Genomic DNA, 19,392 nt, shown 5'->3' with positions numbered 1-19,392 from the left:
CGGCAGAGGGGTGGGCGGCTAGAAGACCTTGGCTTCGTCCTTGAGGGCCTGGAGCAGGGCCTGGGCCTGGGCGGCGGCATCGCCTTCCAGCCTCCGACCCGCGGGCCGCTCGGGGGGAAGGGCCAGGGCGCTGATCTGGGCGCCCGTGGTCGCCGGGGCGGCATCCACTTCCTCGATGGTCTTCTTCTTGGCGGCCATGATGCCCTTCAGGCTCGCGTAGCGGGGTTCGTTGAGCCCCTTCTGCGCGGTGATGACCGCGGGCAGTGCGCCCTCGACGATCTCAGTGCCGCCCTCGATCTCGCGCTCGGCCTTGAAGGTGCCCTCGCCGAGTTCCAGCTTCACGACCACATTCGCCTGGCCGATGCCCATCAGCTCCGCCAGCATGGGGCCCATCGCGGCGTTGTCGCCACCGAGGCCCTTGTTGCCGCAGAGGATCAGATCGAAGCCCTTGTCCTTCGCGTAGGCGGCGATCATCTGCGCCACGGCGAAGGCATCGCCCTGGCCGTCGCCCTTCAGCAGTACGGCGGTATCCGCACCCAGGGCCAGCGCATTCTTGAGGACTTCCTTCACGGAATCACCGCCCACGGAGAGGGCGACCACTTCCGCGCCCTTGCCTTCCTTGATGCGGATGGCCTCTTCGAGGGCGTACTCGTCGTAAGGGCTGGTGATCCACTTGACATCGGCAGGATCGAGCGAGCGCCCATCGGCGGCGACCTTGATCTTGGTCTCGGTATCGGGGACCTGTTTGAGGGCGACGAGGATCTTCATGGGCGCTCCCTGATGCGTCTTGGACGAGCCGGCAGTGGGCCGGCGCAAAAGGGCATTCTAGCGCGAGGAAAGGCTCCACCCCGGTGGGCTTTATCGTTTCTTTGTGCCAGGAATCACCCTTGTCTCCGGGTAGGCACAGTCACGCTTCGAGCCTGGTCCCGGGCATTGTCCCGAGGTAGCATCCGCCGGTGTTCCGGTATGGTGGTCAGATCATGCGCGACCTCACGCCGATCTTCGATGGAGCCCTGGTCCTCACGGGAGGCGGAACCGGCGGTCACTTCTTTCCGGCGCTGGCGCTGGCGGAGGGAGCCCGCGGCCGGTGGTCTGACCGTCCGATCGCCTTCGTCGGTGCGCGCCGCGGCATCGAGGCCCGGGAACTCCCCGCGGGCCCCTGGCCCCATCTACTGTTGGATGTGGAGGGATTCCTGGGGCGCTCGCCCCTGAGGGCGGCGAAGTCCGCCTGGAAGCTGTGGCGCGCCATGGCGCAGCTGAAGTCTTTGTGGCGCCGCGAGCGGCCCTGGGCGGTGATCGGCACAGGCGGCTACGGCGCGGCCCCGGCCCTGCTGGCGGCGCGGGCCCTGGGCATTCCCTTCTTCCTGCACGAAAGCAATGCGGCGCCGGGCGCTCTGGTGAAGCTCGTGGCGCCGAAGGCGCGGCGCGTGTGGTGCGGCCTCGAGGCCGTGCGGCCGATGCTGCCCGGAGCGGACTGCCGGCTGGTGGGCACGCCGGTGCGCGGGGCCTTCCTCCGGGACTTCCGGCGGGCTCAGGAATTGACCGCGCCTTTCCGGCTGCTGGTGCTGGGCGGGAGCGGCGGTGCGCGAGCCATCAACGAGGCGATGCTCGCCATCGCCCCGTCGCTGCTGGAGGCCCATCCGGAGTGGGAGATCCTGCACCAAGTGGGGGCCGCGGAGGCCGGGCGGCTGAAGGATCGCACCCGCCATGCCCGGCATGTCATGGTCCCCTTCATCGCCCGCGTGGACGAGGCCATGGAGTCGGCCAGTCTCATCGTGAGCCGCTCCGGGGCCAGCACCTGCGCAGAGCTGAAAGCCGCAGGCCGGGGGGCCATCCTGGTGCCCCTGCCCACCAGCGCCAACGACCACCAGCGCATGAACGCCCTGGCCCTGGCGCAAGAAGGCCGGGCCACCGTCGTCGAGCAGGCGGCAGACCTCGCCGCGCGGCTGGAGGCGGCCATCTTGCTACGGATGGGGGATGCGGCGATGCGACACGCTCTGTCCAAGGCGCCCGAGCCCAACCGGGCCGTGGACCTTTGCCTGGACGACCTGGCGTCCTACCTGGGCTGACGCGGTTCAGCGGCCCAGGCGACGGCGACGGAGATGAAGTAGAGGCCGAGGAGGACCACGCTGAAGAAGATGGTGGTGACGACGACATCGCCGGGGGTGAAGAAGGCGCTGAAGATCAGGATGGCCATGGTGGCGTGGCGCCAGTACTTCAGCATCAGGCGGGCGGTCACGATGCGGAATTTCGCCAGGAAGAAGAACAGGACGGGCAGCTCGAACATCACGCCGGTGATGAGCGTGGTGGAGATGAAGAGGTCGAGGTAGTCCGAGACATGGAGGTTGGCGCGCAGTCCCGCGGCGGCGGCCTCCTGGAAGAGGATGTCGCCCAGGAACTTGAAGGCCTGGAAGTAGGCGAAGGCCGACCCGGCCAGGAAGCAGCCCGAGGTGACCACCACGAAGGGGATGACGAGGCGGCGCTCCTTGGGCAGCAGGCCGGGCCGGATGAAGGCCCAGAGCTGGTAGAAGAGGAGCGGCGCGGCGAGGAAGGCGGCGGCCCAGAGGGAGAGCCGCATCATGCTGAAGAAGGGCTCGGTGAGATCCGTGAAGGCGAAGGGCTGGAGCTCGGCGGCGGCCTTGCCGGTCTGGCGGGCCATGGCGTCGAGGAAGGGCTTCTGGGCCCAGGTCCAGAGCTTGAATCGGAAGGCGTAGGTCGCCGCGAAACACACGGCCACGATGAGGAGCGAGCGCACGATGCGCACCCGCAGCTCCTGCAGGTGCTCCCAGAAGCTCATCTTGTCGGGCGGCGCGGCCGGAAGCGGCATGGTCCTCTGGGTGGGATGAGGGGGAAAAGGGACCGGCCTCCCTGGGGAGGCCGGTCAATGAAGGGCCTTCAGGCCTACTTCTTGTCCTTGTCGGAGGTGACATCTTCCTTCACGGAATCCGTCAGCTCCTTGCTGGCCTTCTTGAACTCCTGGATGCCCTTGCCGAGGCTCTTGCCCAGTTCCGGCAGGCGGGAGGGCCCGAAGAAGATCAGCAGGGCGATGCCGATCAGCAGGATTTCCATCATTCCGAGGTTGCCCATGGGTGCGCTCCGAGTCGGGTGGTGCGGTGTCAGGGTTTCAGATCGGCCAGGGATACATCGCCGGGAAGATCGAGTTCCATTCTAAGCAGAGCCTGCCCGTGGGTCTTGCCCTGGGCATCGGTTTTCACGCTTTCGCTGCCGCCGCCGCCGAGCGAGTCATGCAGGATGAAGTTGATGGCCTTGAGGTTAGGCACCTCGAAGCGTTCAATGCTGCCTTTGCATATGATTGAAAAGTGATGCTTGACGCGCTCCGCCGTGAGCTCCCTTTGGAGGAGCCGGTAGCCAGCCTCCGTGTAGGCGATGACGCCCACATTGGAGCCGTCCCCCTTGTCGCCGCTGCGGGCATGGGCGATGTCTTCGAGCCGGATGCGGGTCATTTCCCCTCCACGGCCCGGCGGCCCAGGGAGTGGTAGGTCCAGCCCTTGGTCTGCATGGCTTCGGGTCGGAACAGGTTGCGGCCATCGAAGATGCGGCGGGCCTTCAGGGCCTGGGCCACCGCCTCCAGGTCGGCCTCGCGGTACTCGGACCATTCCGTGGCGATGAGCAGGGCGTCGGCGCCTTCGCAGGCGGCCAGCGGCGATTCCGCGTAGCGCACCTTGTCGCCGATCTTGGCCTTCACGGCCTCCATGGCGGCGAAATCGTGCACCACCACCTCGGCGCCCAGGTTCACCAAGCCATCGATGAGCTCCAGGGCCATGCTTTCGCGGATGTCGTCGGTGTTGGCTTTGAAGGCCAGTCCCCAGAGGGCGAAGCGTCGGCCCTTCAGCGGGGCGGGGACGCCGGCCTGCACGCCGAAGTGCGCCTTCACCTTCTTCAGGAGCACCTGCTTCTGATGGCGGTTGGCTTCTACAGTGGCGGCCAGGGTCATGAGGGGGTGGCCCTGCTCGCGGCCCACCTTGAGCAGCGCCTGCAGATCCTTGGGGAAGCAGGACCCGCCGAAGCCGGGGCCGGGGTTGAGGAAGGCGGGGCCGATGCGGTGGTCCGCGCCGATGGCCGTCTTCACATGGTCCACATCCGCGCCCACACATTCCGCCAGGTTGGCGATCTCGTTGATGAAGCTGATGCGCAGGGCCAGCATGGCGTTGGCGGCGTACTTGGTGAGTTCGGCGCTGGGGGGATCCATGCGGAACCACTTGCCGCCGCTGCGGTCCAGGAAGGACTGATAGAGCCCCTTCATGATGGTCTCGGCATGATCCGAGCGGCAACCCACCACCACACGGTCAGGCTCCAGGAAGTCGCCGATGGCCGAGCCTTCCCGCAGGAACTCGGGGTTGCTCACCACCTCGAAGGCGCGGTCGGTGTGGGCGGCGATCTCGGCATGGACGCGGGCGGCGGTGCCCACGGGGACCGTGCTCTTGTCGACCACGATCAGCGGCTTGGCGTCCTTGGCGCGGAGGGCCATGGCATCGCCGATCTGGCCCGCCACGGCCAGCACATACTTCATGTCGGCGCTGCCGTCTTCGCTTTGGGGGGTGCCCACGCAGATGAAGGCCGCGTCCGCGTCCGCGATGCCGGCCTTGAGGTCCGTGGTGAAGCGCAGGGCGCCGGAGGCCAGGTGCTTGGAGAGGAGCTCGTCCAGGCCCGGCTCGAAGATGGGCGATTCACCCCGGGAGAGGGTGGCCACCTTGGCCGCGTCCACATCCACGCCGAGAATGCGGTGCCCCGCTTCGGCGAAGCAGGCCGCCGCCACCAGCCCCACATATCCCGACCCGATGACCAGTACCTGCATGATGTCCTCGCGCAAAGCATCCAGTGTAGCTTGTTATCATTTGGGGGAGGAGACAGCATGGCGATCCTGGCGGCACCCACGGGCAACGAGGTCAACCTGCTGGAGGTCATGCTGCATGCGGGGCCGGTTTCCAAGACGGTGCTGGCGATCCTCGCGACCTTTTCCCTCCTGAGCTGGGTGGTGATCATCCGCAAGGCCCTGCTCTACCGCCGCAGCCGGGCGGTATCCGAGCAGTTCCGCGGCGCCTTCAAGCGCGCCACCGATTGGCGCGAGCTGAAGCAGCAGGTCGAGAAGTTCGCTCTCAGCCCGCTCGTGGGCCTGTTCGTGGCGGGCTACGGCGAGGTGACCTACCAGCTGCGCCAGGTGGGCGCCGATGGCCGCCCGCAACTCCGGAGCATGGAGGCCGTGGAGCGGAGCCTCCAGCGGGCCAGCGTGGTGGAGATGGGCCGTCTCGAGCGCTCCCTCGGGGGCCTGGCCACCGTGGCGGCCGTCAGCCCCTTCATCGGCCTCTTCGGCACGGTGTGGGGCATCATCGATGCCTTCCGCGGCATCGGCGCCACGGGCAATGCCAATCTGGCCACGGTGGCGCCCGGCATCTCCGAGGCCCTGGTGGCCACCGCCATCGGCCTGGTGGCGGCCATCCCCGCCCTCATGGCCTACAACTTCTTCCAAGGCCAGCTGAAGCAGTTCCAGACGGAGCTGGACGACTTCTCCCTTGAGTTCATCAGCCTTTCCGAGCGGAACTTCACCTGAGAGACCACCGGCTTCCGCTCTCCCTGGATTGGGAGGACTGGTTCCAGCTCTGCTGCCCGCCCTATGACCAGCCCGAGGCCCTGGACCGCTTCGAGTGCCGGCTGCCGCTGGCCACGGAACGGTCGCTGGCCTTCTGTGCGGAGCTGGGTGCTTCGGCCACCTGGTTCTGTCTGGGGGACCAGGCTGCGCGCCATCCAGCCCTGCTGCGGCGCATCGTGGCGGAAGGCCATGCCATCGGCCTGCACGGGCTCACCCATCGGCGGGCCTTCGAGATGAGCCGCGCCGAGTGGCGGGCCTCGGTGCGCGACGGCAGGGCCCTGCTGGAAGACCTGTCGGGTCAGCCGGTGGTGGGCTACCGCGCCCCTGAGTGGAGCCTGCGGGGTCCGGCTGCGGACTGGTGGCAGGACCTGCCGGAGCTCGGCTTTCGGTACGACTCCAGCCGCGTGCCGCTCTCGGTCATCGGGAATCCGCACTGGCCCCGCCGTCCCCATCGCCTTCCCAACGGGGTGTGGGAGCTTCCACCCCCGGTGCTCTGGTCGGGGCCGCCCCGGTCGCCGCTCTGGGGCTGGGGCCCCCGGGTGCTGCCCTTCAGCCTGGTCCGCCGGGCCCTGGAAGCCCTGGCCGCCGAAGATGCGGGTACGCCCCTCGTGCTGCATCCCTGGGAACTGGACGAGGGCCAACCCGACCTGCCCGGCGCCTCGTTTGGCCACCGGTTCGCGCACAGTGCCGGACTGCGGGGCCACGCGGGCCACCTGCGGGACCTCTTCGCGGGATTCCGCCTCACGACCCTCGAAGCCTGGGTGGAGGTCCGATGACGGACGCGCCGATCATCCTCCTCGCGCCCTCTGAAGAGAAGGCCCCCGGTGGAGCCCAGGGACATCTTGCGGAGACTGCCGCCCAGCGATGGGTGCGGGAACGGCTGGTGGCGCTGGCGAAAAAGAATGATCCCGAGGCCCTGTGGAAGGCCTTCGATGTCAAAGAGCTTGCCCTGGCCAAGGCCCGGACGGAGGCCCTGGCCCTGGCGGGCGCCGTTCCCGTGCTGCCGGCGCTGGCGCGCTACACGGGCGTCGCCTTCCAGGCGCTCGATGCGGCCACCCTGCCCGCGGAGACCTGGGCCCAGGTGTTCATCCTGTCCAACCTGCGGGGTCTGGTGCGCGGCGACGAGCTTCTGCCGCCCTACAAGCTCAAGGCCGGTGCCATTCCCGGCCTCAGGGCCCACTGGCGGAAGGCCCTGCCGGCCCAGGTGGCGACGATCCCCGCCGGGCCGCTGTGGGAATTGCTGCCCGGCGAGGTGGCCGACCTCCTCAAGGGCTGGGCACGGCCCCGGCACACCGTGGAGATCTTCGATGCCCGCGGCAAGGCCATCAGCCACTTCTCGAAGAAATACCGGGGCCTGGTGGCGCGATGGATCCTCACGCACCGGCAGGGGGACCCGCGCAAGGTGCTGAAGGGGCGGATTCCCGGCTGCCAGTGGACCGGGATGGATGAGAACGACCGGGGCGGCCTGGCCCTCCGGCTGGTGGTGGAATCATGAGCGATGCCTGCAACCAGACCCCTTTCTGGCAGCGCCAGCCGCGGCTGCCCCTGGAGATCCACCGGTTCCTCCAGGACCGCCTGGAGGCGGCGCTGCACGATCCGGAAGCCCGCCAGGCGCTCGTCTGGCCGGTCATCCTCGGGGCCCCAGGACTGCGGAAGCTCCATCCGGCGGGCGTTCCGGAAGGAGAGCTGCTGGTCCATGCCGCCCGGATGCTTGGCGCCCTGGGCCACCACGATCCGCTGGCGGCCTGGGAGACCCATCGTGTGACCTGGCCGGACACGGCGGAGGGCGGCCCCGAGGGGTGGCGCCCGGCCGCGACCTGGGGGGCCTGGGGGCCCCTGGTGAGCCTGCGCTGCGGCTGGCAGCTGGCGGCGCTCACGCCGCTGCCCCTGGGCGAGCGCTATCCGTTGGCCTGTGGTGTCTCTCTCTTCAACCATGGGCTCTACCATGAGTGCCATGACGCCCTGGAACCCCTGTGGGCCGCGGCGGAGGGCGACCTGAAGGACCAGCTCCAGGGGCTCATCCTCCTGGCGGGGGGCTACCACCATCTCCAACTCCAGAATCCCAGCGGTCTGGTGGCCCTGTGGGAGGAGGCCCTGGGCCGGCTGGAGGCGTGCGGGGGCCGTGTGGTCACGCCCTGGGGCGATGTGCGGGCCGAGGCGGCGCTGGACCTGACGGCCCGACGGCTGGACCATGGAAAGCGCATGATGGACGATGCGGACGAGGATGCGCTCTTCGGGCTCCTGTGGGCCCTGGACCGCCCCACCTGGGAGCTGGCATGAGCAAAGCGGCCGATCTGCTGGTCCTGGGTGCAGGCATCGCCGGCTGTTCGGCCGCCCTGCGCGCGGCGGATCTGGGCATCTCCGTGGTGCTGGTGGCCAAGGATGAGCTGGGCGGGAGCAACACCGCCTGGGCCCAGGGCGGCATCATCGGGTTGGCGCCGCCCGAGGAGGGGGACTCCGCAGACCTGCTGGCCGCCGACATCGAAGCCGCCGGGGCGGGTCTGTGCCGGCCTGAGGCGGTGCGGCTGCTCGCGGAAGAGGGTCCGAGGCTCTGCCGTGCCTTCCTGTGGGAACGGCTGGGCGTGCCTTTCGACCTGGGGACGAACGGGACCCCCGACCCCACCGCCGAGGCCGCCCACAGCGCGCGGCGCATCTACCACGCCAAGGACGCCACCGGGCTGGCGATCCAGACCGCCCTCAGCGAGGCCGTCCGGAAGCATCCGAACATCCAGGTGCGGGAGCATCTCTGCCTGGTGGATCTCATCACCAGCCCCCACCACTGCGTCAGCCCCGTGCGGGTGTACGAGCCCATCCGCGTCCACGGCGCCTACCTGTTCGATGCGGTCACGGGGGAAGTGGAAGGGGCCCTGGCCCGGCGGACCCTGCTCGCCACCGGCGGCCTCGGATACCTCTACCTGCACACCACCAATCCTCCGGGCGCCACGGGCGACGGGCTCGCCGCGGCCTACCGGGCCAGTGCCCGCATCGTGAACTGCGAATACCTCCAGTTCCACCCCACCACCCTCTATGTGCCCGGCAAGCCCCGCACCCTGCTGACCGAGGCTCTGCGCGGCGAAGGCGCGCGGCTGGTGAACCGCAAGGGCGAGCGGTTCATGACGAAGTACGCCCCCGAGCAGCTGGAGCTGGCGCCCCGCGATGTGGTGAGCCGGGCCATCTTCCAGGAGATGGCGGCCAGCGGGGAGCCCTGTGCCTTCCTGGACCTGGCCCCCCTGGCGGCGAGGCTGGATCTCGACGAGCACTTCCCCACGGTGATGGCGGCCTGCCGCGCCGAAGGGATCGATCCCCACCGCCAGCCCATTCCCGTGGTGCCGGCGGCGCACTACTTCTGCGGAGGGGTGCTGGTGGACCTGGATGGCCGCACCAGCCTACCGGGCCTCTTCGCGGCCGGAGAGGTGGCCTGTACGGGGCTTCACGGCGCCAACCGCCTGGCCTCGACCAGCCTGCTCGAAGGTCTGGTTTGGGGTTTCCGGGGCGCCGAGGCGGCCGCCCGGGAGCTGGCCGGTGCTTCGGAGCCGGACCCCGGGGACCTCGCCTCCTGGCGCACACCGGAGACCTCGCAGAAAATGGATCCGCTGCTCATCGACCAGGACTGGGGCCTGATCCGCAGCACCCTCTGGAACTACGCGGGCATCGTCCGCACCAAGGCTCGGCTGGAGCGGGCCAAGGCGGATCTGCACTATCTGGCCCACCGGATGGAGCGCTTCTACCACGAGTCCAGCCTCAGCCGGGAATTGTTGGAGCTGCGGAGCGGCATCCTCTGCGCCCGTCTCATCCTCAACGCGGCCCTGCAGAACCCTGAAAGCCGGGGCTGCCACTACCGGGTGGATTGACCCTGTGGATGGGCCGGGCCAATTGATTGCGGAATCGGGGACAATGAGGGCATGACGCTGTCCGTGTTCGACCTGTTCCGAATCGGCATCGGACCCAGTTCCTCCCACACCGTGGGACCCATGCGGGCGGCGCGGCGATTCGCCCTGGCCCTGGAGGGCGCGGGCCTGCTGGAGGCCACGGCGGCGGTCAAGGTTGAACTCTTCGGCAGTCTCGGCGCCACGGGGAGGGGCCACGGCAGCGACAAGGCAGTGATCCTCGGTCTCCTGGGGGAGACCCCGGAAGGCGTGGACATCGAGGCCGTGGAGGGCCTGCTGGCGAAGGTCCGGGGGGCGGAGCGTCTGGCGCTGCTCGGCCGGCGCGAAGTGACCTTCCGGGAACCCGACCACCTCCTCCTGCTGCGGAAGAGTCTGCCCTTCCATCCCAATGGCCTGCGTTTTTCGGCCCTGGATGCCAGTGGGGCCGTGCTGCGGATGCAGGTCTACTACTCCGTGGGAGGCGGCTTCGTGGTGGAAGAAGGAGCCCTGAACCCAACCCCATCGGGGCCGGAGCCGTCCCATCCCTTCCACACGGGGGATGAGCTGCTGAAGCGCTGCCGGGAGACGGGGCTGAGCGTCAGTCAGCTCATGCTGGAAAACGAGCGCACTTGGCGCTCGGAAGCCGACATCCGGAAGGGTCTCCTCGACATCTGGGCGGTGATGCAGGCCTGCGTGCGTCGGGGATGCGCGACCGAGGGCGTGCTGCCGGGCGGCCTGAAGGTGGCTCGCCGGGCTCCCGCGCTCCATCGGCGTCTGACGGAAACCCCCGAAGCGGGTCTGAAGGATCCCCTCACAGCCATGGATTTCGTGAGTCTCTACGCCCTGGCGGTGAACGAGGAGAACGCCGCCGGGGGCCGTGTGGTGACGGCGCCCACCAACGGCGCCGCAGGCATCCTCCCCGCCGTGCTGCACTACTACCGGCGCTTCGTGCCCGGCGCCACAGACGACGGCGTGGTGCGCTTCCTGCTCACGGCGGGGGCCATCGGCGCGCTCTACAAGGAGAACGCCTCCATCAGCGGCGCCGAGGTGGGCTGCCAGGGGGAGGTGGGCGTGGCCTGCTCCATGGCCGCCGGTGCGCTGGCCGAGGTGACGGGCGGGACGCCGGACCAGGTGGAGAACGCGGCCGAGATCGGCATGGAGCACAACCTGGGGCTGACCTGCGATCCCATCGGCGGCCTGGTGCAGGTGCCCTGCATCGAGCGCAACGCCATGGCCAGCGTGAAGGCCATCAACGCCGCGCGCATGGCACTCTATGGGGATGGCCACCACTTCGTGAGCCTGGACAAGGTCATCCGGACCATGCGCGATACCGGTGCCGACATGAAGAGCAAGTACAAGGAGACCGCCCGTGGCGGACTCGCGGTGACCGTGCTTGAGGCCCCGCTGGACTTCACCGTCAACCTTCCGGAGTGCTGATGCGCCGATCCGCTGCCCTGCTGCTCACCGTTCCCGCCCTGCTCTCGGGGCAGCCCGCGGCCCTGGACGGGGGCCGGCTGGAGCCCACTTGGTTCGGCTCGGGCGTGACCTTCCAGTCCTCGAAAGCGCTCGGGTTCCAATGGCTCAAGCCCGGGCTCGACCTCCGCCAGCGGACCCTCCGGCTCAAGGCCTGGGAGCCGGCCGCCTGGGTGCTGGGCAGGCGGGCCCTGAAAGACCAGGCCTTCCTGCAGCGGGTGGAGGATGCCCTTCCCGGACATCTGGAGAAGGGGCTCCGGCGCGGCCTGAAGGGGAGCCTTCCCGTGTCCCCGGCCGGCGGGGATCTCCACCTCATCGCCCGGGTGGCAGATGCCGTCGGTCAGACCGATGACTACATGTCCATGGGGGCGGTCGTCCTCTCCTTCGACCTCAAGCTCGTGGATGGGGACACGGGAGAGCTGCTCGGTGCCTTCCACGACACCCTCGAGGGGACGAACCCCGAGGCCATTCCCGTCCGGTTCGGGCGCTGGTGTGAGGACCTGGGGCGCATGCTCGGCGGGTTTGCGGCTCCCCCGGCGGTTCCCTCGGCGATCCGTCTGGAGGCTCCGAAGCCGGTCCAGGCGGCTCCGCCGCCGCCCGCCTTTGACCTGGAAGGTGCCCTGCGCCGCATCGAAGGGCTCAAGCGCGACGGCCTGCTCAGTGAGGAGGAATACCAGGCCCTGAAGAAGAAGGCGGCCGACCGGGCGAAGTGATCACACCGGCCAGGCGCCTGCGCCCTGCCGCACCAGGATGGGCTCCTCTCCGCAGAGGTCCACGATGGTGCTGGGGACTCCCAGCGGCTGTCCACAATCCACCACCAGGTCGAGGGCGTGGCCAAGTTCCTCCTCGAGTTCCCAGGCGGTGTTCAGCACGGGCTGATCGGGCAGCGCCGCGCTCGTGGTGATGATGGGTTCGCCGAGCATCGCCGCCAGGGCCCGGCAGAACGGGTGGTCGGGGATACGGAGGCCCACCACCTGCTTGTTCTGGAGGTACCGCGGCACCTCACGGCTGGCCGGCAGGAGCACCGTGTAGGGGCCTGGCAGCATCTGTTTCAGGATTCGGAAAGTGGGCGTCTCGAGGTGGCGCGTGTAGCGGCAGAACATCTCCATGTCGGAGCAGAGGATGGACATGGGCTTCTTGGGATCGCGCCCCTTGAGCAACTGGATGCGGTCCACGGCCTTCTTGCGCGACACGAGGCAACCCAGGCCGAAGAGGGTGTCCGTGGGGTAGGCGATGACGCCGTCGCGCTGCAGCAGCTCGACGATCCGTTCGAGGTGGCGCACCTGGGGGGTCTCGGGGTGCAGGGTGAGGATCATGGCGCCCCCAACTGGTCCCACCGGGCCCGGCCTGCGGAGGGATGGTCCTGGGGCCGCTGGAAGAACCGTTCGGCCAGGGTCGCGTCCAGGTCCGCGCCAAGGCCGCTGCGCTTGGCCTGGAGGGCCAGGAGGGCCAGGACCGTCAGGCTGTCGGTGATCTCCCCCGAGAGCACGCGCCGCACGCAGTCCGCGAAGGGTTCGCGGTGGAGCATCAGCTCCTCGTCGTCCTCCGCGTGATGGCCCGCCGTGGGCGTGAGGCCCGTGGCGAGGAAGAGGAAGGCCTCCTCTTCGGTCGAGGAGTTGCTCGTGTGGAAGAAGCAGAGGGGTTCCCACACCTGGGCGGCGAGCCCGGCCTCCTCGGCCAACTCGCGGCGGATGGCTTCGAAGGGGCTCTCGGCCGTGTCGCCGCCCCCTTCGGGAATCTCCCAGGAATAGGCCTCCAGGGGATAACGCCACTGACCCACCAGCACCACGCGATCCGTTTCATCCAGGGCCAGGACGCCGCAGGCGGTGCGACGGAATCCGCAGACGGCGTAGCGGCCCTCGGCGCCCTTGCGGTGCCGGAAGCGGTCCTCGCGGACGCGGATCCAGGGCGAATCGTACACGAACCGGCGCTCGAGGACGGTGTAGGGGTCCGGATGTTCGGGCCGGGGCAGGGGTTTCAGGTCCATCTTCTGAACATAGCAAAACGCCCGCTTGCGCGGGCGTTTTGCGAAGTGGTGAAGGCCTACCGACGAAGGCCGAGGCGCTCGATCAGGGTGGCGTAGCGCTCCTTGCTCTTCTTCTTGAGGTAGTCGAGCAGGCGTCGGCGCTGGCCGACCATGATCATGAGGCCGCGGCGGCTGTGGTAGTCCTTGGTGTGCGTCTTGAAGTGCTCGGTCAGGTCATTGATGCGCTTGGTCAGGATCGCGACCTGGACCTCGGGCGAACCCGTATCCGACTCATGCTGCTTGTAGTCGTCGATGATGATCTTCTTCTGTTCCACATTCAGGGCCATGGTGGCTCCTTTTCGGGGGATCGCCCGTCACCCGAACCCTCAGTCCCGTACCGAAGGTGGGTCGAATCTGGAGGAGGCCAGATGCCTATTGCTTTTCAACGACCATTCTTTTTGCCGACGACGCCGACGAAAAAATGGTGCGGATAGAGGGACTCGAACCCCCACGTCTTGTGAACACTAGTACCTGAAACTAGCGCGTCTACCAATTCCGCCATATCCGCTTGAAAGAACAACCCGGGGCCCGAGGGATCCGGATGTGCCGAACTGCAAGCCTAGCGCGGTTCACCGGCGGAGGCAACAGGCATTCTCACCACTCCCGGTAGGGGATGCCGTTCATGCCGGTTCCCTGCGAGAGGCTGAAGACATCGTAGACATGCCCGCCACCCCAGCTGGTGCTGTTGGCGTCGTCATTGGTGTTCCGGAGGCCCCACTCGGCCTTGCCGGTGAAGGGGTCGACGGGGATGCGGCGCAGGAAGCGCACCTTGCGGCTGATGGACCCGGCGGCCGGGACGCCTTCCACCAGGATCTCCAGGCTTTCGGGATAGAAGTTCGCCTCCGCGGGCGGCGCCTTGATCTTCTGCTGCTCGGCCTGCTTCTTGTAGTCGTCGATGGCCAGGCGCATCTCGCGCAGGGCGCGGCGCAGCTCCAATTCATGCTGGCGCTTGAGGCCGTTGCGGGCCAGAGGCACCGTCACAGAAGCGAGGATCAGCAGCACCGTGGCCGTGATGACCAGCTCGAGGAGGGTGAACCCGCGCTGGCGGCTCACTGCACCGTCACGAGGGCGTTGGACCAGCGCCCGGAGATGGGGAGGTTGCCCACCAGGAACTGACCGCTCTGGATGAGGACCGGCGCGTTTCCGGCGGTGAGGCCCTCCAGCACGAGGGTGGCCAGGAGCCCGCTGTCGACGCCGGCGCCATTGCGCTTGAAGGTGATCTTCAGGGCGCCGTCCTTGCCCGGGAACTGCTCCAGGCTTCCGCCTTCGCCGGTGATGAAGTCGCCGGGGGTGACTGCATTCAGACGGAGACCGGCCGGCAGGCGCAGGTCCATGGAGCCGGAGCTGAGGCCCTTGCCGCCGCTGACGGTGAGGCTGATCTGCACCCGCTCACCGGCCTTGATCTCCGAGGCCACGGGAGACATGAAGATCACCAGGTCCGAGGCCGTGGGAGGGCGCGGTTCCTCGATGGGCTTCTTGTCCTGGATGGCGTCCACCGGAGGGGCCGTGGGATTGGAAGGTGCGGCCGGATTGGTGACCGGGTTGGTGGCCGGGGCAGTCGTTCCGCCGGCGGGACCCGCGGCCGGCGCCGCAGTGGCGGGGTTCGCCGCGGCGGGATCGGTGGCGGGGGCCTTCTTGACGGCCTTGGGCGTGAAGGGACCTGCCTGGGCGGTCGCATCCTCGGGGTTGAAAGCCGACATGTCCTGGTCGCTGATCACGGGCTTCCGCACCAGTACGGCCCGGATGGTGAGGATCACATCGGTCTTGGCCTTGCTGTTGCGCGTGTTGCCGGTCAGCCGCCCGATGAACGGAATGTCGGCGAGGCCCCAGATGCCCTGGAGGCTCTTCTGTTCCTCGTCCTTCAGCAGGCCGCCGAAGATGGCCGTCTCGCCGTCGCGCAGACGGGCGGAGGTCTTGATCTCGCGCTTGCCGAGGTCGGGGCGGCCGGGGGTGGAACCGGACTTGAGGGTCGTGACCAGGCTCTCGATCTTGAGGGTGATCTCGCCGTTGTGGTGGACGCGCGGCTCCACCTTGATCTTCACGCCCACATCCTCGTAGGAGAACGAGGTCTGACCCACGCCGCCGAGCAGGGACGAGGCGTTGGCGGTGCCGGTCGTTCCGGTGGTGGGCAGGGAGAGCTGGCTCTGCGTGGTGGAGATCTTCTCGCCGATGTTGACTTCGCCGGTCTCACCGGACAGCACCCGCACATTGGGGCTGGCGACCAGGCGCGCGTCGCCGTTGCCCTTGAGGAAATCGAGGGCGAGGTTGGGGAACAGCACGCGGATGTCGGCGGTGTGGATCTTGGTGAACCCGGAGTTGGTGTTCATGCCGGAGGTGTTGTTCACCGTGGTGGCGCCCATGCGGTAGGTGCCGGAACTGTCAGAGGCGTTGATGACGGGCAGAAGGCCGATCTGCTCGAGGCTGTTCTCGGTGACTTCCATCAGCTCAAGGTAGACCATGACTTCGGCCTTGGCCTTGTCGAGGCTGCGGATCACCTGGTCGACGATGGTCAGTTCCAGGGGCTTGGCCTTCACGATGATGGCGTTGAGGCGCTTGTCGATGATCACCCGCAGCTGTGGATTGATGGTGTTGAGGACCTGGCGAACATCGTTGGGGTCGGCGTTCGCCAGGTAGATGGTCTTGAGGATCTGGTTCTCGTAGGCCTCGCGGTTCTGCGGCGTGGATTGGAAGACCATGATGGTGTTCTTGTCGATCACCTTGTAGAACAGGTCGTTCTGCAGCATCAGCGTGTCGAGCACCCGCTGGAAGGCCAGGCCCCGCAGGTCGATGGAGATGGTCTGATCCACGAAGGACTTGTGGGGGATGATGTTCACGCCCGAGGCGCGGCTCAGGGTCGCGAAGATCTCCTTCAGGCTGGTGCGGCGGCTGAAATTCAGGTCGATGCCTTCGATGGACCGGGGATTGAGCTGCACGGCGTTGGCGGCGTCGGCCTTGGCCTTCATCAGCTCGAGGTCTTCCAGGGCATCCGCCTCGGCCCGCTCCCGGGCGGCCTTCTGCTCCAGCTTGATGAGCCAGTCCTGGGCGATCTGGTTGTCGGGGTCCAGCACCAGGGCCTTGCGAACCTCCATCAGCACCGTGTCGTTCATGCCCCGCCCTTCGGCCTGGCGGGCCTGGGCGAGGTGGGTCTCGGCGGCGCGCTGGGAGGCCCGCTTGATGCCGATGCGGGCCTTGGTGTTCGAGGGGTCGCTCCGCAGCACATCGCGGTAGGCGACCACGGCCTCGTCGTAGCGGCCCTCGTCGAAGGCCCGGTTGGCCTTGTGCAGACTGCACCCGAGGGTCAGCAGGAGGGCTCCCGCGAGGATCAGGGCGTTCCGGAAGGGGGCGAAGGAGGGAATCGGCATCGGGGGCATCCTTCGGATCAGAATTGATTGACGGGGGCGCCGCCGGAGGCCTCGCGGGCCTCCAGGACCAGCCGCAGGTCCGGGTACTTGGTGTTCTGGAACTCAGCGCGGGTATCGAGGATGGACACCAGCTTCCAGCGTTCCTTGAGGATGGTCCCCTGGAGCAGGGTCACGGGCTCTTCGCCCTTCATGAAGGCTCCGACGAGGCCCGAGGGGCTGCCCTTGAAGAACCCCAGATAGCGGAGGTCCTGGGGCCGCGCGGAATATTCCGCGGCCTTCTCCTGCGCCAGCCGCTGGCGCTCGATCTCTTCTGGCGTGGGGGGCGGCGGGGGCGGGGGCGGCTTTACCTTGACGGGCGGGGGTGGGGGCGCCTCGAAGAGGAAGAGGTCGCGCTGCACCTTGGCGCCGGGAGGAAGCTCTCCCGCCTTGTCCAAGGCGGCGAGATCCGGCAGGCGGCGCAGCCCCTGCATCTGGCGGGGATCCAGCGCGACGGTGGTCCTGGCGGCGGCCGTCCGCCGCGCACGCGGGGCGTCCGGCGCGAAGAAGGAATAAAGGGCGTAGCCGATGACCAGCACGAAGCCGGCGAGGGCCGCCTGCGTCCGGCGGTTGCTGCGCAACTCCTGGGCCATGGCCCGGAAGTCGAAAGCGCCGGTGGGCGCGGGGGCGCTCATGCCTCTTCCTCCCGATCCGGCGTTCCGGCCTTGCGGAAGGCGCGGAGCACGATGTCGAGCCGGGCCCCTTCAGGGCTCTCCTCCAGGCGGCCGTCGCGCACGGCGAAGGGCAGGCCGGAGCCTTCCAGTTCAAGCATGAAGGCCTTGTGGCTGGCGTAGACGCCGATGGCGACGAACTCCACATCGATGGCTTCCAGGTCCGTGCCGCGGGAACCTTCGCGGCTGGGCAGGCCGTACTTGATGGTCTGCAGGCGCAGGCCGTGTTTCTGGGCAAGCTCATGCAGCTGCTTGCTGAGGGTCCACTGGAGTTCGCCGGCGGAGCCCCGGGGCAGGCGGCTCTCGAGGTCGGCGAGGGTTTCCCGGCCCCGGCGGATCCGGTCGGCCAGCTGCTGGAGCTCCTTGAGCCGCTGCACCTGCTGATTCCGGTTCAGCTCCGCTTCGCGCTTGGCCCTCAGCTTCTGAGCCAGCTGCTGGGAGGCGTCGGGCAGCAGAAAGAAGGCCACGCCCAGGCCCAGGGCCAGCCCCAGGCCACCGATGGCGAGGCGCAGGCGGCTCATGCGGAGGGGGCTGCTCATGGGAGGGGCCTCTTCGGGATGCGGGGTTGCCGCCGGGGCCGGCGGGTCTCTTCCTCCTCGTCGGTGGGCGGGGCGGGGCGGACCTGAAGCTTTTCAGCCGCACCCTGGGCGGCCGCGCCCTGACTCAACGCAGGCGAAGGGCGCCCCTGAACGGGGCCCTGGGGACCGGGCTTCGCGGCGGGAGGCGCCGCAGTGGCGGGCCTGAGCCCGGTGGGGATGGCGGCCGGAGCGGCGGGCTTGGTGGCGGTCTTCACGGGTTTGAACTGGAAGGGCGGGGGCACGGTGGCGGCCGGAAGGCTCAGCTCGAAATCCCAGCCTCCACCCTGCCGCTCCGATTCCCGCTCGAGGATCACCTGGGCGAAGACGGGCGCTGCGCGCAGCGCATCCACGAAGGCGACTTCGGCCTGCTGGGTGCGGGCCTCGGCCTTCAGCTTCATCACCACCTGCTGGCCGCTGCTGCGGGCCCGTTGGAGGCCCTTCAGGCGCATGTCGGGAACCATGCACTGCTCCAGCTCGGCGGTGACCCGTGACCAGGGCAGGCTCCGTTCCAGGAGGATGCGCTCGGCGACCTTCCAGCGGGACTGTTCGCGGGCGGCATCCATGTCCTGGAGGGAGGTCTGGAGCTGCTGTTCCTGCTGGGCCGCGCGGCGCGTCTCTTCGGCGAAGCTCACGGCGTCCCGGCCCGCGCGGCCCGCCTGATGGTAGGCCCGCCAGGTGAGGCCGAGGGAGCCCAGCAGGGCCACCGTGCCCAGCCCCAGGGCCGCCCAGCCCAGGGTCTGATGATGCTGCCGCCACCGGCTGGGCCGGGGGGCCAGATTGAGGTGAAGGACGGGAACGGCCATCAGGGCGCCTCTGCCATGGCGAAGCGGTCATCCAGGATGCGGGTGGGGATCCCCGCGTCCGGCCAGCTGGGCGCGCCCCAGACATGGAGGCTCTGTGGCGTCCGGGATTCCCGCTGGAGGAAGGCCGCGCTGGGGGCGATGCGTTCCTCGTTCCAGCCCTGGGGATCCAGGGGTTCGCTCCACTGGCGGAGCAGGCAGAGCGTCCGGCCCCAGGCGACCAGGCTGCCGGCATAGCGGTTCCCGCCCGCGGGGCTCAGGGAGAGGAGCATGCCGGGCAGGTCGAGGGTGGGGGCCAGCAGGTTGTAGAGGTGCAGCCAGCGGGGGGTGATGGCGTGGAGGTTCCGGTCCAGGCGCAGGCCCAGCTGGAGGAGGGAGTCCCGGAGGTCTTCGCGGATGCCCGAGGCCAGCCAGGTTCCGGGCTCGATCTCGATGGCCTGGACGAAGTGGGGCTCCTCCAGGGCCAGGGACTGGCTGAATCTCCAGCGGAAGAAGGCCTCCTGGGCCTCGGCGCCCCGCGGCAGCTCCGCCTGGTCCCTCAACAGCACGGAGGGCGTCCAGAGGTCGTCGACCACCCAGCGCGTGGGCCCCAGGGGCAGGGCGGCCAGGGCCTGGGCCAGCTGGTCCTCCGTGGGGAGGCCGGCCAGGGGCCGCCGATGCGTTCCCGCGGCGAGGCGATGGGCCTCCAGCCAGAGGAGGGAAGTCTCCGGGGCTTGCAGGAAGGGCAGTCTCACGACCTTGCTCCCAGGCTCACGGGCATGGTGGCGGGCTGGCAAGCCTCCGGCCCGACATCCGTCGTCGGGTCGGGCACGGGGTCTTGGAGGGGCTCCACAAGTGACTCCTGACTGGGGCAGAGGGAGAGATCGAGTCTACCGGGCCTGCCCCGGTTTCCCAAGGGGGCCAGACAAACACGAATGGTATGGAATGATGGGGGGAGATGTTCCCCACTGTCACCCCCGGAGCGCTGACCGC

22 protein-coding genes and 1 tRNA gene are annotated in these 19,392 nt (G+C 68.7%); 8 read left to right on the top strand and 15 right to left on the bottom strand.

What is annotated here, in order from left to right; all coding sequences use genetic code 11:
• Positions 1-18: 18 nt before the first annotated feature.
• On the bottom strand, positions 19-768 hold the full coding sequence (locus tag QZ647_RS09090) for an electron transfer flavoprotein subunit beta/FixA family protein (protein ID WP_291271850.1): 750 nt from the start codon (positions 766-768) through the stop codon (positions 19-21).
• Positions 769-980: 212 nt separating this feature from the next.
• Between QZ647_RS09090 and QZ647_RS09085 the strand changes: the two genes are divergently transcribed.
• Positions 981-2,069, top strand: coding sequence for a UDP-N-acetylglucosamine--N-acetylmuramyl-(pentapeptide) pyrophosphoryl-undecaprenol N-acetylglucosamine transferase (locus QZ647_RS09085; RefSeq protein ID WP_291271849.1), 1,089 nt, complete (start codon positions 981-983; stop codon positions 2,067-2,069).
• Here the strand turns inward: QZ647_RS09085 and tatC are convergent.
• The 4 genes from tatC to QZ647_RS09065 all read right to left on the bottom strand — a co-directional run bounded on the left by tatC (position 2,057) and on the right by QZ647_RS09065 (position 4,816).
• Positions 2,057-2,827, bottom strand: coding sequence for a twin-arginine translocase subunit TatC (gene tatC, locus QZ647_RS09080; protein WP_291271848.1), 771 nt, complete (start codon positions 2,825-2,827; stop codon positions 2,057-2,059). The genes QZ647_RS09085 and tatC overlap by 13 nt on opposite strands.
• Before the next feature lie 74 nt (positions 2,828-2,901).
• Positions 2,902-3,087: a twin-arginine translocase TatA/TatE family subunit gene (gene tatA, locus QZ647_RS09075; RefSeq protein WP_286355611.1), complete on the bottom strand. Its 186-nt coding sequence runs from the start codon at positions 3,085-3,087 to the stop codon at positions 2,902-2,904.
• 29 nt (positions 3,088-3,116) lie between these two features.
• Positions 3,117-3,464: a hypothetical protein gene (locus tag QZ647_RS09070; RefSeq protein ID WP_286355612.1), complete on the bottom strand. Its 348-nt coding sequence runs from the start codon at positions 3,462-3,464 to the stop codon at positions 3,117-3,119.
• Positions 3,461-4,816, bottom strand: coding sequence for a UDP-glucose/GDP-mannose dehydrogenase family protein (locus QZ647_RS09065; protein WP_291271847.1), 1,356 nt, complete (start codon positions 4,814-4,816; stop codon positions 3,461-3,463). Before QZ647_RS09065 ends, QZ647_RS09070 begins: the two co-directional genes overlap by 4 nt.
• Before the next feature lie 57 nt (positions 4,817-4,873).
• Here QZ647_RS09065 and QZ647_RS09060 point away from each other — a divergent pair, with 57 nt between their 5' ends.
• The 7 genes from QZ647_RS09060 to QZ647_RS09030 are packed head-to-tail and all read left to right on the top strand — an operon-like array spanning position 4,874 to position 11,660.
• Entirely contained in the window at positions 4,874-5,569 is a 696-nt protein-coding gene (locus QZ647_RS09060) for a MotA/TolQ/ExbB proton channel family protein (RefSeq protein ID WP_291271846.1), read from the top strand.
• A complete protein-coding gene (locus QZ647_RS09055) occupies positions 5,566-6,384 on the top strand; it encodes a DUF3473 domain-containing protein (RefSeq protein WP_366526165.1) in 819 nt (272 codons plus the stop codon). Before QZ647_RS09060 ends, QZ647_RS09055 begins: the two co-directional genes overlap by 4 nt.
• Complete coding sequence (gene yaaA / locus QZ647_RS09050; protein WP_291271845.1) at positions 6,381-7,103, top strand: peroxide stress protein YaaA; 723 nt, start codon at positions 6,381-6,383, stop codon at positions 7,101-7,103. Before QZ647_RS09055 ends, yaaA begins: the two co-directional genes overlap by 4 nt.
• A complete protein-coding gene (locus QZ647_RS09045) occupies positions 7,100-7,888 on the top strand; it encodes a DUF309 domain-containing protein (protein WP_291271844.1) in 789 nt (262 codons plus the stop codon). The genes yaaA and QZ647_RS09045 overlap by 4 nt, the downstream gene beginning before the upstream one ends.
• Positions 7,885-9,459, top strand: a complete 1,575-nt coding sequence (nadB, locus tag QZ647_RS09040) for an L-aspartate oxidase (protein ID WP_291271843.1) — start codon at positions 7,885-7,887, stop codon at positions 9,457-9,459. Before QZ647_RS09045 ends, nadB begins: the two co-directional genes overlap by 4 nt.
• A gap of 51 nt (positions 9,460-9,510) precedes the next feature.
• Positions 9,511-10,911 (top strand): L-serine ammonia-lyase, encoded by a 1,401-nt coding sequence (locus QZ647_RS09035; RefSeq protein WP_291271842.1) that lies wholly within the window; start codon positions 9,511-9,513, stop codon positions 10,909-10,911.
• Positions 10,911-11,660, top strand: coding sequence for a hypothetical protein (locus QZ647_RS09030; protein ID WP_291271841.1), 750 nt, complete (start codon positions 10,911-10,913; stop codon positions 11,658-11,660). The genes QZ647_RS09035 and QZ647_RS09030 overlap by 1 nt, the downstream gene beginning before the upstream one ends.
• Here QZ647_RS09030 and QZ647_RS09025 read toward each other — a convergent pair whose 3' ends face one another.
• The 10 genes from QZ647_RS09025 to QZ647_RS08980 all read right to left on the bottom strand — a co-directional run bounded on the left by QZ647_RS09025 (position 11,661) and on the right by QZ647_RS08980 (position 19,154).
• Entirely contained in the window at positions 11,661-12,263 is a 603-nt protein-coding gene (locus tag QZ647_RS09025; protein WP_291271840.1) for an L-threonylcarbamoyladenylate synthase, read from the bottom strand. It lies immediately after the preceding gene.
• On the bottom strand, positions 12,260-12,934 hold the full coding sequence (locus QZ647_RS09020) for an NUDIX hydrolase (protein ID WP_291271839.1): 675 nt from the start codon (positions 12,932-12,934) through the stop codon (positions 12,260-12,262). Before QZ647_RS09020 ends, QZ647_RS09025 begins: the two co-directional genes overlap by 4 nt.
• 56 nt (positions 12,935-12,990) lie before the next feature.
• Entirely contained in the window at positions 12,991-13,260 is a 270-nt protein-coding gene (rpsO, locus tag QZ647_RS09015) for a 30S ribosomal protein S15 (RefSeq protein ID WP_243293268.1), read from the bottom strand.
• 135 nt (positions 13,261-13,395) lie between these two features.
• Positions 13,396-13,481 (bottom strand) — tRNA-Leu (locus QZ647_RS09010).
• A gap of 86 nt (positions 13,482-13,567) precedes the next feature.
• Positions 13,568-14,026 carry a type II secretion system protein gene (locus QZ647_RS09005; RefSeq protein ID WP_291271838.1) on the bottom strand — a complete coding sequence of 153 codons (459 nt, stop codon included), beginning with the start codon at positions 14,024-14,026 and terminating at the stop codon, positions 13,568-13,570.
• Positions 14,023-16,335, bottom strand: coding sequence for a secretin N-terminal domain-containing protein (locus QZ647_RS09000; protein ID WP_291271837.1), 2,313 nt, complete (start codon positions 16,333-16,335; stop codon positions 14,023-14,025). Before QZ647_RS09000 ends, QZ647_RS09005 begins: the two co-directional genes overlap by 4 nt.
• Before the next feature lie 17 nt (positions 16,336-16,352).
• Entirely contained in the window at positions 16,353-17,006 is a 654-nt protein-coding gene (locus QZ647_RS08995) for a hypothetical protein (RefSeq protein WP_291271836.1), read from the bottom strand.
• The gene (locus QZ647_RS08990) at positions 17,003-17,581 is read right to left on the bottom strand and encodes a hypothetical protein (protein WP_291271835.1); all 579 of its coding nucleotides are present in this window, start codon (positions 17,579-17,581) and stop codon (positions 17,003-17,005) included. The genes QZ647_RS08995 and QZ647_RS08990 overlap by 4 nt, the downstream gene beginning before the upstream one ends.
• Complete coding sequence (locus QZ647_RS08985) at positions 17,578-18,423, bottom strand: hypothetical protein (protein WP_291271834.1); 846 nt, start codon at positions 18,421-18,423, stop codon at positions 17,578-17,580. Before QZ647_RS08985 ends, QZ647_RS08990 begins: the two co-directional genes overlap by 4 nt.
• A complete protein-coding gene (locus tag QZ647_RS08980; protein WP_291271833.1) occupies positions 18,423-19,154 on the bottom strand; it encodes a hypothetical protein in 732 nt (243 codons plus the stop codon). Before QZ647_RS08980 ends, QZ647_RS08985 begins: the two co-directional genes overlap by 1 nt.
• Between the last annotated feature and the right edge of the window lie 238 nt (positions 19,155-19,392).

The sequence above is a fragment of the Geothrix sp. genome (assembly GCF_020622065.1).
Lineage (GTDB): Bacteria > Acidobacteriota > Holophagae > Holophagales > Holophagaceae > Geothrix.
The sequence above is the reverse complement of the archived record's forward strand: the minus strand, read 5'-3'. Positions and strand labels throughout refer to the sequence as shown.

Coding starts and splice junctions, on each gene's coding strand:
- yaaA (WP_291271845.1), top strand. CDS start 6,381: ATGACGGACGCGCCGATCATCCTCCTCGCGCCCTCTGAAGAGAAGGCC.
- nadB (WP_291271843.1), top strand. CDS start 7,885: ATGAGCAAAGCGGCCGATCTGCTGGTCCTGGGTGCAGGCATCGCCGGC.
- QZ647_RS09020 (WP_291271839.1), bottom strand. CDS start 12,934: ATGGACCTGAAACCCCTGCCCCGGCCCGAACATCCGGACCCCTACACC.
- QZ647_RS09085 (WP_291271849.1), top strand. CDS start 981: ATGCGCGACCTCACGCCGATCTTCGATGGAGCCCTGGTCCTCACGGGA.
- tatC (WP_291271848.1), bottom strand. CDS start 2,827: ATGCCGCTTCCGGCCGCGCCGCCCGACAAGATGAGCTTCTGGGAGCAC.
- QZ647_RS09065 (WP_291271847.1), bottom strand. CDS start 4,816: ATGCAGGTACTGGTCATCGGGTCGGGATATGTGGGGCTGGTGGCGGCG.
- QZ647_RS08995 (WP_291271836.1), bottom strand. CDS start 17,006: ATGAGCGCCCCCGCGCCCACCGGCGCTTTCGACTTCCGGGCCATGGCC.
- QZ647_RS09000 (WP_291271837.1), bottom strand. CDS start 16,335: ATGCCGATTCCCTCCTTCGCCCCCTTCCGGAACGCCCTGATCCTCGCG.
- QZ647_RS09045 (WP_291271844.1), top strand. CDS start 7,100: ATGAGCGATGCCTGCAACCAGACCCCTTTCTGGCAGCGCCAGCCGCGG.
- tatA (WP_286355611.1), bottom strand. CDS start 3,087: ATGGGCAACCTCGGAATGATGGAAATCCTGCTGATCGGCATCGCCCTG.
- QZ647_RS09035 (WP_291271842.1), top strand. CDS start 9,511: ATGACGCTGTCCGTGTTCGACCTGTTCCGAATCGGCATCGGACCCAGT.
- QZ647_RS08990 (WP_291271835.1), bottom strand. CDS start 17,581: ATGAGCAGCCCCCTCCGCATGAGCCGCCTGCGCCTCGCCATCGGTGGC.
- QZ647_RS09060 (WP_291271846.1), top strand. CDS start 4,874: ATGGCGATCCTGGCGGCACCCACGGGCAACGAGGTCAACCTGCTGGAG.
- QZ647_RS09070 (WP_286355612.1), bottom strand. CDS start 3,464: ATGACCCGCATCCGGCTCGAAGACATCGCCCATGCCCGCAGCGGCGAC.
- rpsO (WP_243293268.1), bottom strand. CDS start 13,260: ATGGCCCTGAATGTGGAACAGAAGAAGATCATCATCGACGACTACAAG.
- QZ647_RS09030 (WP_291271841.1), top strand. CDS start 10,911: ATGCGCCGATCCGCTGCCCTGCTGCTCACCGTTCCCGCCCTGCTCTCG.
- QZ647_RS08985 (WP_291271834.1), bottom strand. CDS start 18,423: ATGGCCGTTCCCGTCCTTCACCTCAATCTGGCCCCCCGGCCCAGCCGG.
- QZ647_RS09025 (WP_291271840.1), bottom strand. CDS start 12,263: ATGATCCTCACCCTGCACCCCGAGACCCCCCAGGTGCGCCACCTCGAA.
- QZ647_RS09090 (WP_291271850.1), bottom strand. CDS start 768: ATGAAGATCCTCGTCGCCCTCAAACAGGTCCCCGATACCGAGACCAAG.